The 10,675-nt window shown below is 70.0% G+C and carries 14 protein-coding genes and 1 pseudogene; 8 read left to right on the plus strand and 7 right to left on the minus strand.

Features of this window, described 5'->3' with window-relative positions; translation table 11 throughout:
* A partial coding sequence (locus VF330_RS03410) for a class I SAM-dependent methyltransferase (RefSeq protein WP_330850003.1) occupies nucleotides 1–372 on the minus strand: 372 nt, incomplete at its 3' end.
* A gap of 19 nt (nucleotides 373–391) precedes the next feature.
* Here VF330_RS03410 and VF330_RS03415 point away from each other — a divergent pair.
* Nucleotides 392–844, plus strand: coding sequence for a flavodoxin family protein (locus VF330_RS03415; protein WP_330850004.1), 453 nt, complete (start codon nucleotides 392–394; stop codon nucleotides 842–844).
* 70 nt (nucleotides 845–914) lie between these two features.
* Here the strand turns inward: VF330_RS03415 and VF330_RS03420 are convergent, their stop codons facing one another.
* From VF330_RS03420 to VF330_RS03435, 4 genes are read right to left on the minus strand one after another with little or no spacing between them, the layout of a single operon-like run.
* Nucleotides 915–1,829 (minus strand): aldo/keto reductase, encoded by a 915-nt coding sequence (locus VF330_RS03420; RefSeq protein ID WP_330850015.1) that lies wholly within the window; start codon nucleotides 1,827–1,829, stop codon nucleotides 915–917.
* Nucleotides 1,830–1,876: 47 nt separating this feature from the next.
* Nucleotides 1,877–2,254, minus strand: a complete 378-nt coding sequence (locus VF330_RS03425; RefSeq protein WP_330850005.1) for a MerR family transcriptional regulator — start codon at nucleotides 2,252–2,254, stop codon at nucleotides 1,877–1,879.
* 34 nt (nucleotides 2,255–2,288) lie between these two features.
* Nucleotides 2,289–2,675 (minus strand): type II toxin-antitoxin system death-on-curing family toxin, encoded by a 387-nt coding sequence (locus tag VF330_RS03430; RefSeq protein WP_330850006.1) that lies wholly within the window; start codon nucleotides 2,673–2,675, stop codon nucleotides 2,289–2,291.
* Between the two features lie 32 nt (nucleotides 2,676–2,707).
* A complete protein-coding gene (locus VF330_RS03435) occupies nucleotides 2,708–2,914 on the minus strand; it encodes a type II toxin-antitoxin system VapB family antitoxin (RefSeq protein WP_330850007.1) in 207 nt (68 codons plus the stop codon).
* A gap of 56 nt (nucleotides 2,915–2,970) precedes the next feature.
* Here VF330_RS03435 and VF330_RS03440 point away from each other — a divergent pair, with 56 nt between their 5' ends.
* Nucleotides 2,971–3,552: a TetR/AcrR family transcriptional regulator gene (locus VF330_RS03440; RefSeq protein ID WP_330850008.1), complete on the plus strand. Its 582-nt coding sequence runs from the start codon at nucleotides 2,971–2,973 to the stop codon at nucleotides 3,550–3,552.
* A 98-nt stretch (nucleotides 3,553–3,650) separates the two neighbouring features.
* On the opposite strand, the gene VF330_RS03445 is transcribed toward VF330_RS03440, so the two are convergent.
* Both VF330_RS03445 and upp read right to left on the minus strand, forming a co-directional pair.
* Nucleotides 3,651–4,943, minus strand: a complete 1,293-nt coding sequence (locus VF330_RS03445; protein WP_330850009.1) for a glycoside hydrolase family 18 protein — start codon at nucleotides 4,941–4,943, stop codon at nucleotides 3,651–3,653.
* A 95-nt stretch (nucleotides 4,944–5,038) separates the two neighbouring features.
* A complete protein-coding gene (gene upp, locus VF330_RS03450; RefSeq protein WP_166044496.1) occupies nucleotides 5,039–5,662 on the minus strand; it encodes a uracil phosphoribosyltransferase in 624 nt (207 codons plus the stop codon).
* 33 nt (nucleotides 5,663–5,695) lie between these two features.
* Between upp and VF330_RS03455 the strand changes: the two genes are divergently transcribed.
* The 6 genes and pseudogenes from VF330_RS03455 to VF330_RS03480 form a co-directional block, all read left to right on the plus strand.
* Nucleotides 5,696–6,298: a maleylpyruvate isomerase N-terminal domain-containing protein gene (locus tag VF330_RS03455; protein ID WP_330850010.1), complete on the plus strand. Its 603-nt coding sequence runs from the start codon at nucleotides 5,696–5,698 to the stop codon at nucleotides 6,296–6,298.
* 32 nt (nucleotides 6,299–6,330) lie between these two features.
* Nucleotides 6,331–7,323, plus strand: a complete 993-nt coding sequence (locus tag VF330_RS03460; protein WP_330850011.1) for a Gfo/Idh/MocA family oxidoreductase — start codon at nucleotides 6,331–6,333, stop codon at nucleotides 7,321–7,323.
* Between the two features lie 58 nt (nucleotides 7,324–7,381).
* Nucleotides 7,382–8,038, plus strand: coding sequence for a DUF1707 SHOCT-like domain-containing protein (locus VF330_RS03465; RefSeq protein ID WP_330850012.1), 657 nt, complete (start codon nucleotides 7,382–7,384; stop codon nucleotides 8,036–8,038).
* Nucleotides 8,039–8,137: 99 nt separating this feature from the next.
* Nucleotides 8,138–9,094 carry a deoxyribose-phosphate aldolase gene (gene deoC / locus VF330_RS03470; RefSeq protein ID WP_330850013.1) on the plus strand — a complete coding sequence of 319 codons (957 nt, stop codon included), beginning with the start codon at nucleotides 8,138–8,140 and terminating at the stop codon, nucleotides 9,092–9,094.
* 6 nt (nucleotides 9,095–9,100) lie between these two features.
* Entirely contained in the window at nucleotides 9,101–10,528 is a 1,428-nt protein-coding gene (locus VF330_RS03475; protein ID WP_330850014.1) for an aldehyde dehydrogenase family protein, read from the plus strand.
* Nucleotides 10,521–10,675, plus strand: a pseudogene (locus VF330_RS03480) (aldehyde dehydrogenase); the annotation flags it as partial. The gene VF330_RS03475 and the pseudogene VF330_RS03480, both read left to right, overlap by 8 nt.

The raw sequence follows: 10,675 nt of genomic DNA on the forward strand, positions 1-10,675 counted from the left end.
CCGGTGGAACTCGCGCCACGGCACGTCACCCGCCGGCATGTGGACCGTGGAGTACCAGACGACGGCGCCGCCGAGGCTGTCGTCGTCCAGGTCGAGCCCGGTCATGTCGCCCTGCGTGAAGCGCAGGTGCGGGTGGAGCCGCCGCGCCTGGTCGAGCATGCCGTCGGAGAGGTCGACGCCGAACGCGTCGAGGCCCAGCTCGTGCAGGTACCGGGTGATGCGGCCGGTGCCGCAGCCGAGGTCGCCCACCGGGCCCCCGGTGAGCTCGGCGAAGGCGCGCATGATCGCGGCGTCGAGCGGCCGGCCGTCGTGGGCGTCGGGCAGGAGGCGGGCGTAGCCGGCGGCGGCTGCGTCGTAGGAGGCACGGGTCACGGACGTTATGTTGCTCGGCGTGTCCAGGTTGCTGATCGTCCACCACACCCCGTCGCCCGCCCTCCAGGCGATGTTCGAGGCCGTGGTCGCCGGCGCCACCACCCCGGAGATCGAGGGCGTCGAGGTCGTCCGGCGGGCGGCGTTGTCCACAACCGCTGTGGATGTTCTCGAAGCCGACGGCTACTTGCTCGGCACGCCCGCGAACCTCGGGTACATGAGCGGTGCGTTGAAGCACTTCTTCGACACCGTCTACTACCCGTGTCTCGACTCGACGCGTGGCCGTCCGTTCGGTTTGTACGTGCACGGCAACAACGACACGACTGGCGCGGTGCGCAGCGTGGAGGCCGCCACGACCGGGTTGGGCTGGGAGAAGGTGGCCGCGCACGTGGTCGTCACGGGTGAGCCGGCGAAGGCCGACGTGGAGGCGTGCTGGGAGCTCGGCGCCACCGCGGCGGCACAGTTGTCCACATGAACCCGGGGTTGTCCACAGCCTCTTGTCCCCAACCTGTGGACAACCCTGGGGATGCTTTCGAACGTGTGTTCTAACGACCCACGGAGCTCATGTCCGGGTAGCGGTCGCCCGCCACGGCGGAGGCCGGGACCGCGGCCTCGATCGCGGCCAGGTCGTCGGCGGACAGCTCCAGGGAGGCCGCCGCGACGTTCTCCTCCAGGTACTTGATCCGCTTGGTGCCCGGGATCGGCACGACGTCGTCGCCGCGGTGCTGCACCCACGCCAGCGCTAGCTGGCCCGCCGTGACGCCGCGTTCCTCGGCCAGGGCGCGCAGCGAGGCGACCATCTTCAGGTTCGCGTCGAGGTTGTCGCCGGAGAACCTCGGGTTCGAGGCGCGGAAGTCGCCCTCGCCGAAGTCGGCGGAGGAGGCGAACCGGCCGGTCAGCACACCGCGGCCGAGCGGCGAGTAGGGCACCAGGCCCACGCCCAGCTCCCGTGCCGTGGGCACGATCTCGGCCTCGATGTCGCGCGACCACAGCGACCACTCGCTCTGCAGTGCGGTGATCGGGTGCACGGCGTGGGCGCGGCGCAGCGTCTCGGCGCCCGCCTCGGACAGGCCGAGGTGGCGCACCTTGCCCTCGGCGACCAGCTCGGCCATCGCGCCGACGGTCTCCTCGATCGGCGTGTCGGCCGGGACGCGGTGCAGGTAGTACAGGTCGATGACGTCGACGCCGAGCCGGGACAGCGAGCCCTCGACCGACGAGCGGACGTAGTCGCGGTCGCCGCGGATCGAACGGCCACCGCCCTCGCGCACGATGCCGAACTTCGTCGCCAGCACGACGTCGGAACGGCGGCCCGCGATCGCGCGGCCCACCAGCTCCTCGTTGACGTGCGGGCCGTACATGTCGGCCGTGTCGAGCAACGTGACGCCGAGCTCCAGCGCGCGGTGGATGACCGCGATCGACTCCTGCTCGTCGCCGGCGCCGTAGAACTCCGACATCCCCATGCAGCCGAGCCCCTGCGGGCCGACTTCGAGCGTTCCCAGTGAACGGCTCACGCCGTCGCCTCCAAGTCCTGCTCGACCACCGCGTAGTGGTCGATCTTGTAGTCCAGTACCTCCAGGCACGTCTGCAGCTCCGCGATGCGGGCGCGGACGTCGGCGCGGTGGTCGACGAGGATCTGCTTGCGGCGGCCGGCCGTGTGGTCGCCGCGGTGCCTGAGCTGCGCGAACTCGCGCATCATGCGGATCGGCATGCCGGTCGTGCGCAGACGCGTCACGAACGCCAGCCAGCCGAGGTCCTCCTCCGAGTAGCTGCGGCGCCCGCCCGAGTCCCGTGCGGGCGGGTCGACGAGCCCGATTCGTTCGTAGTAGCGCAAGGTGTCGATGGACAACCCGCTGCGCTGCGCGGCCTGGGCTATCGAGTAACTCACGAGTTCGACGCTAAGACCTGGAGTGCGCTCTAGGTCAAGCGGAATCCTTCGGGATTCCCCACCCTTCCAGGTGACCCGCCATCTCGGCGACGTCGATCTTGTCGCGACCCAGCGAACGGACGAGGTCGAGCGCGTCGTCCTCGTCGGCGTCGATCCAGTAGCCGTTGATGTCGCACATCGTGACGGCCGACACCCAGCCGAGGCGCCAGTTGCCCTCGACCAGCGGACGCGTCCTGACGATGGAGTCGAGCAGGGCGGAGGACTTCATCCACAGCGTGTTGTACGCCTCCACGCCGAGGACGGTGGCGCGAGGACGGTAGGCCGCCGTGTCCAGCAGGCCGATGTCCCGGACGACGAGGTCGCCGCCGGTCACAGCCGTGGCCAGCACTAACAGGTCCCCGGCGTCGAGGTAGGAGATCACAGCACCCAGTTGATCAGAGAGGTACGACAGGTTCAGGAGGATCCGAGCCTATCCAAAAGACCTCGGTACTTGGGCAGGACTCTCTGAAGTACCTCGCCGAGCTGCTCTTCCTGCTGCATCCGCCGGTAACGTTCCGCGATCGCGAGCCGCACGACCTCCTGCTTGGAGCGGCCCTCGGCCTGCGCCAGTTCAGCGAGCCGCAGGTTCTCCTCTTCGGTCAACCGCAAGGTCATCGCCATTCGGACAACGGTACCAACGTGATACCACCGAGGCCAGTGCCCTTTAGTATCGGTCGGTGCCCCGGCCCCGGACCCACGACGACGCGTTGCGGCGGCGTCTACTCGAACGGGCGGGCGAGCTGCTCAGCACCGAGGGGCCCGCAGCGGTGAGCCTGCGCAGAATCGCCACCGACGTCAACACCTCGACGACGGCGGTCTACTCCCTCTTCGGCGGGAAACCAGCGCTTCTCGAGGCTCTCTACGACGAGGCGTTCACGAGGTTCGGCACGCGCCTGGCGGCGGTGCCGACCACCTCGGACCCCGCGGAGGACCTGGTCCGGATCGGGCTCGCGTACCGGCGCAGCGCGCTCGCGGACCCGCGGTTCTACTCGGTGCTCTACTCGAAGGTCGTCGAGCCGACGAGGGAGATGGGCCGCGCGGCCGGCCGGACGTTCGCGCCGGTGCGCACCGCGGTGCGGCGGGCGGTCGAGACGGGCGTCTTCCGCGACGAGGACCCGGAGCGGATCGCGATGTCGATGTGGGGCATCGCGCACGGGCTGGTGAGCCTGGAGCTCAACGGGAACCTGCCGCCGGGCATCGACGCGGCGGCCACGTACGAACTGGCGCTGCGCGCGCACGGCAGGGGCTGGCTGGCCTGAACGTTCCGTGAGACCACGGAATCCGGGGAGGCGGCCGCCGCGAAACCTCCCCGGACCCGCTGAACTGTCCGGTTAGGACAGTCCGTCTTGGTGCGGCCCTACTTCAGGGCGCCGTCGAGCGCCTTGACGAGCTGGCCGTCGGCGGTGTCACCGTCGAGCGACCAGATCATCGCGCCGCCGAGCTTGCGGTCGTTGATGAAACGGGCCTTGCGCTTCATCTCGGTGGCGTCGTCGTAGGTCCACCACGTGGTGCCGTCGTAGATCCACGCGAAGCCGGCGCGCTCGTCGCGGTAGACCTTGTACCCGGGGTCGGCCAGCTTCGTCGTGATGACCTTGAAGTCCTCGTAGCCCGCCTCGTAGGTGGCCGGCGCGGGCGTGCCCGTGCCGAACAGGCCGTTGCGCGTGCCCGGTGCGACACCGGTCCAGCCGCGGCCGTAGAACGGGACGCCCAGCACGGCCTTCGAGCGCGGTGCACCGCGGCGCAGCCACGCGTTCACCGTCACCTCGGAGCTGAACTCGAACTGCGCGGGGTCGCCCTTGGGCACGCGCAGCGCGGACTGCTGGTTCGCGTTCGGGTCCCAGGCGCCGTGGTAGTCGTAGCCCTGCAGGGTGCCGAAAGTCAGGTAGCAGAACACCTTCGAGACCTCGAAGCCCGCGTCGATCTGCTTCGGGTCGGCCGGCAGGAACGCGGTGAGGTCGCGGTTCCAGCCCATCTGCCTGCGGTACTCGGCGAGCAGCTTGGTGAAGTTCTGCTTGTCCTCGGGCCGGATCACGTTCGGCGGCTCGGGGTTGCCCGCGCTCGACGGCCACTCCCAGTCGAGGTCGACGCCGTCGAAGACGCCCTTCGCGGCGCCCTCCGGCAGGCCGGGGAGGTTGCCCTTGATCCACATGTCGGTGCACGACTTGACGTGCGCGGCGCGCGACTCCGGCGTCAGCGCGGCGTTGGAGAAGTAGCGCGAACCCGTCCAGCCGCCCAGCGAGATGTTCACCTTGAGCTTGGGGTACTTCGCCTTGAGCTGCTTGAGCTGGTTGAGGTTGCCCAGCAGCACCTGGCCGGCCTCGTCGGCCTTGCCGCTCACGGACTGCTCCGCGGTGTAGGGCATCTGCCAGTCGGCCCACGGGTCGGCGCTGACGCACTTGCCGGACTCGTCGAGGAAACCGAAGGCGTAGTTGAGGTGCGTCAGCCGCGCCGCGGCTCCGCTGTCGACGAGGTTCTTCACGCGGAAGTTGCGGCCGTACACGCCCCACTGGATGAAGTACCCGACGGTGCGGGCCTTCGAGTAGCCGTGGTGCCCATTGGTCTCGACATCGGCGTTCGCCGGCGCAACGGCCAGCGACGCTGACAGGGCGCCGACCGCGAGAGCGGCGACACCCCATCTCCGTCTGGACATGGTTCTCCTCTGTCGGATCGCGGCAGCGGCGATGTGGTCCACAGCACGATAGGCCTGAGGTCTAGACCACTGCTACGTCCGATCGGAGGTATGTCCTAAACCGCCCCGTACAGACGGTCACCGGCGTCGCCCAGGCCGGGCACGATGAAGCCGGAGTCGTTGAGGCGCTCGTCGACCGACGCGGTGATGAGGCGCACCGGGAGCTTCGAGTCCTCGAGGTGGTTGATGCCCTCGGGCGCGGCGAGCACGCACACGGCCGTCACGTCGGTCGCGCCGCGCTGGGTCAGCAACCGGATCGTGTAGGCCATCGACCCGCCCGTCGCGAGCATCGGGTCGAGCACGAACACCGGCCGTCCCGCGAGGTCCTCCGGCAGCGACTCCATGTACGGCGTCGGCTGGAGCGTCTCCTCGTCGCGCGCGAGCCCCACGAACCCCATCTGGGCGTCCGGGATGAGCTTGTGCGCCTGGTCGGCCATGCCCAGCCCGGCGCGCAGCACGGGCACGAGCAGCGGCGGGTTTGCGAGCCGGTAGCCGGTGGTACGTGCAACCGGCGTGTGCGTGCGGTCCTCCGCCAGCGGCGCCTCGCGCATGGCTTCGTAGACCAGCATGACGGTCAGTTCCTGCAGCGCGGCGCGGAACGCGGCGTTGTCCGTGCGCGCGTCGCGCATGGTTGTGAGTCTCGCCTTGGCGAGGGGATGATCGACCACCAGGACGTCCATGCCCGACACCGTAACCGCTGGGAGGAGCCGAGGGTGTTCGAGGAGATCTACCGGGAGTCCCGTCAGCGGACCGCGGGCCTCGCGATGGGACTGACCCCGCCGGACCTGGCGCTGACCGTGCCCGCCTGTCCTGAGTGGACTGTGCACCGGCTCGTCGCGCACCTCGCCGGTGTCGTGGCCGACGCCCGCGCGGGCAGGATGGACGGCGCGCCCGGACCGGAGTGGACGGCGCGGCACGTGTCCGAACGCGAGGACGTGCCGGTCCTCGACCTGCTGGAGCAGTGGAACGCGGACGCCGACCGGCTCGACAGGGTCCCCTCGCACATGGCGCTGGACGCCCTCACGCACGAGGCCGACCTGCGCGCCGTGCTCGGGCGCGAACGCGTGCCGGACCACGCCTGGCAGGCGACGCTCACCGCCATCGTCACGCACAACCTCACCGACCTCACGGTCAAGACCGAGTTCGGTTCCCTCGGCACCGGCCCGGTCGTCGTCGAGGCGGACGGCTACGAGTTCTGGCGCGCGTTCTTCGGCCGGCGCTCCCGCGCGCAGATGGAGTCGTGGTCCTGGTCGGAGCCGTACCCGGTCGACGAGATGACGTTCTTCCCGCCGCGCGCCACCGATCTGGAGGAGTGAACGGCGTTAACTGCCGGTGTAGGGTCGCCGCCGTGACAGACCACGTGCGCATCGGAGTGCTCGGCGCCGCCACGATCGCGCCGACCGCTGTCATCAACCCGGCCCGCTCCTCCACGGTCGCCGAGGTCGTGGCCGTGGCCGCGCGTTCGGCGGCGAAGGCCAGGGCGTTCGCCGACAAGCACGGCATCCCCCGCGTGCACGGGTCGTACGAGGAACTGCTGGCGGACCCGGCCGTCGACGCCGTCTACAACCCGCTGCCCAACGGCCTGCACGGCCGGTGGACGCTCGCCGCGCTGGAAGCCGGCAAGCACGTGCTGTGCGAGAAGCCGTTCACCGCCAACGCGGCCGAGGCGGCCACCGTCGCCGTGGCGGCGAACGCATCCGGGCTCGTGGTGATGGAGGCGTTCCACTACCGCTACCACCCGCTGGCCGTGCGCGTGGACGAGATCATCCGCAGCGGCGTGCTGGGCCCGTTGCGGCACGTCGAGGCGTCCGTCTGCTTCCCGCTGCCGAAGTTCTCCGACATCCGCTACGACTACTCGCTGGCGGGCGGCGCGGTGATGGACGCGGGCTGCTACGCCGTGCACATGGCGCGGCTGCTCGGCAGTGAGGAGCCCGAGGTCCGGTCGGCGCGGGCGCTGCTGCGCGAACCGTCCATCGACCGGGCGATGCGCGCGTCGTTGCGCTTCCCGTCCGGCCACACGGGTTCCGTGCACGCGTCGCTGTGGTCCTCGGCGGTGCTCAAGCTGTCGCTGAAGGCCATCGGCGAGAACGGCACGCTGCGCGTGCTCAACCCGCTGAGCCCGCAGTTCCGCCACCGCTTGTCGTTGCGGCTCAAGGACAAGAGCTCGACGGAGAGGTTCGGCAGGCGCCCGTCCTACGCCTACCAGCTGGACGCGTTCACCGGCGCGGTGCTGCACGGCAGGCCGTTCCCGACGACCGCCGACGACGCCGTGAAGAACATGGCGGTGGTCGACGCGATCTACCGCGCGGCCGGTCTGCCGTTGCGGCAGCCCACCGCGTGACGACCGATCCCGGGCAAGTACGCCACGCGCGGCGAGCGAGCGCTCTAGACTCGATCGGGTGAGCGATGAGCTGGTGCCTGCGGACCGGAGTCACCTGCGCGCCTCGGACGCGGACCGGGAACGGATCGCGCAGGTGCTGCACAAGGCGACCGCCGAAGGGCGCCTCGACATCCACGAGCTGGACGAGCGGCTGGTCGCCGTCTACGCCGCGAAGACCTACGGCGAGCTCGCCCCCATCACGGCCGACCTGGTGCTGAGCGGCATGCAGCAGCCGACGATGGTGCCGATGTCGGCGGAGCACCAGTCCGCGGTGAGCCACCGGGTCGTGCCCGGCGAGTCCGGCACCGCGGTGTCGGTCGCCTTCTGGTCCGGCGTCGACCGCAAGGGCGAGTGGGTCGTCCCGCGGATGCACAACGCCGTCGCGATCATGGGCGGCGTCGAGCTCGACCTGACCCACGCCCGGTTCGCCGAGCAGGAGGTCACGATCAGCGTGTTCGCCTTCTGGGGCGGCGTCGAGATCCGCGTGCCCGACGACATCAACGTCAACGTGGACGGGTTCGGGTTCATGGGCGCCTTCGAGGAACGCCTGCCGAGCCGCCGCCACATCCCCGGCGCGCCGACCGTGCGGATCACCGGGCTCGCCATCATGGCGGGCGTCGAGGTGAAGGGGCCGAAGAAAAAGAAGTCCCAGATCCTGCGCGAGCTGCTCGACTGACGGCGCGGGTGGGCTGGACCACAGCCCGTCAAACGCAGTCTGAGCTGCGGTAACACCTTCACTTAGGACGGGCGTCCCATTCCGCTTAGACTCGCGGACATGGCTGCTCCAACGACACCGCCGTCGGCCCTGGCTGACGCCGTGCGCGACGAATCGTCGCTGCGGCGCTTCCTCCACGGGCTCCCCGGCGTCGACCAGGTCGGCGTCGAGCAACGAGCCGCGGGCCTCGGCACGCGCAGCATCAAGAAGGCCGCCAAGCTGCACGCCATCGACCTGGCGATCAGCATGGTCGACCTCACCACCCTCGAAGGCGCCGACACCCGCGGCAAGGTGCGCGGCCTGGCCGCGAAGGCCAAGCGCCCCGACCCCGAGCGGCCCGACGTGCCGCAGGTCGCGGCCGTCTGCGTCTACCCCGACATGGTGAAGACGGCGGCCGACGAGCTGCGGGGCACCGGGATCGGCGTCGCCAGCGTCGCGACGGCGTTCCCCAGCGGCCGCAGCACGATGGACATCAAGCTCGCCGACACCCGGTTCGCCGTGGAGCAGGGCGCGTCCGAGGTCGACATGGTGATCGACCGCGGCGCGTTCCTGTCCGGCCGGTACGGGCAGGTGTTCGAGGAGATCGCCAAGATCAAAGAGGCGTGCGGGGACGCGCACCTCAAGGTCATCCTGGAGACCGGCGAGCTGGTGACGTACGACAACGTGCGCCGCGCGTCGTGGCTCGCGCTGCTGGCCGGCGGCGACTTCATCAAAACCTCGACCGGCAAGGTGCAGCCCGCCGCGACGCTGCCGGTCACGCACGTGATGCTCCAGGCGGTGCGGGACTGGAAGGACCAGACCGGTGAGCTGCGCGGGGTCAAGCCCGCCGGCGGCATCCGGGCGACCAAGGACGCGATCAAGTACCTGGTGGCCGTGCACGAGGTGGCCGGGCCGGAGTGGCTCGACCCGCACCTCTTCCGGTTCGGCGCGTCGACGTTGCTGAACGACCTGCTCATGCAGCGGCGGACCCAGTTGGACGGCCACTACAGCGGCCCGGACTACGTGACGGTGGACTGAGAAGACATGTGGGAATACGCCCCCGCGCCCGAGTCGCGGGACATCGCGAACCTCAAGGCCTCGTACAAGATGTTCGTCGACGGCAAGTTCGTCGAAGGCTCCGGCGAGCCGCTCAAGACGATCAACCCCGGCACCGAGGAGGTGCTCGCGGAGGTCTCGACGGCGTCGCAGTCCGATGTGGACACCGCCGTCAAGGCGGCCCGCAGGGCCTACGACCGCGTCTGGTCGAAGATGCCGGGCAGCGAGCGCGCCAAGTACATCTACCGGATCGCGCGGCAGATCCAGGAACGCGGCCGCGAGCTCGCGGTGCTGGAGTCGCTCGACAACGGCAAGCCGATCAAGGAGTCGCGCGACGTCGACATCCCGACGGCCGCCTCGCACTTCTTCTACCACGCGGGCTGGGCGGACAAGCTCGGCTACGCGGGCTACGGTCCGGACCCGAAGCCGTTGGGCGTCGCCGGTCAGGTGATCCCGTGGAACTTCCCGCTGCTGATGGCCGCGTGGAAGATCGCGCCCGCGCTGGCGTGCGGCAACACCGTCGTGCTGAAGCCGGCGGAGACCACGCCGCTCACGGCGCTGGTGCTGGCCGAGATCATCCAGCAGTGCGACCTGCCGCCGGGCGTCGTCAACATCATCCCGGGCGCCGGTGACGTCGGCGCGGCCCTCGTCGGGCACGAGGACGTGAACAAGGTCGCCTTCACCGGCTCGACCGACGTCGGCAAGGTCATCCAGGGCCAGCTCGCGGGCACGGGCAAGAAGCTGACGCTGGAGCTGGGCGGCAAGGCCGCGAACATCGTCTTCGACGACGCGCCGCTCGACCAGGCCGTCGAGGGCATCGTCAACGGCATCTTCTTCAACCAGGGCCACGTCTGCTGCGCCGGGTCGCGCCTGCTGGTGCAGGAGTCGATCGCCGACGAGCTGGTCGAGAAGCTGCACGCCCGCGTCAGCACGCTGCGCGTCGGCGACCCGCTGGACAAGAACACCGACGTCGGCGCGATCAACTCGCGCGAGCAGCTCGCCAAGATCAAGGAGCTGACCGAGTCGGGCGAGGCCGAGGGCGCCCAGCGCTGGACGTCGTCGTGCCCGTTGCCGGACAAGGGCTTCTACTTCGCCCCGACCGTGTTCTCGAACGTCTCGCAGGCGATGCGCATCGCCCGCGAGGAGATCTTCGGCCCGGTGCTGTCGGTGCTGACGTTCCACACGCCCGAGGAGGCCGTGGCCAAGGCGAACAACACGCCGTACGGCCTGTCCGCGGGCATCTGGACCGAGAAGGGCTCGCGCATCCTCTGGATGGCGCAGCGGATGCGCGCCGGCGTGGTGTGGTCCAACACGTTCAACCGCTTCGACCCGACCGCGCCGTTCGGCGGCTACCAGGAGTCGGGCTTCGGCCGTGAGGGCGGCCGCACCGGTCTGGAGGCCTACCTCGATGTCTGATCGCGTCACGGTCGCGAAGACCTACAAGCTCTACATCGGCGGCAAGTTCCCGCGCTCCGAGTCTGGCCGCAGCTACCCGGTGACCGACTCGAAGGGCACCTTCCTCGCCAACGCCGCGCAGGGCTCCCGCAAGGACGCCCGCGACGC

The organism is Lentzea sp. (assembly GCF_036380075.1).
In the GTDB taxonomy this organism is placed as follows: domain Bacteria; phylum Actinomycetota; class Actinomycetes; order Mycobacteriales; family Pseudonocardiaceae; genus Lentzea.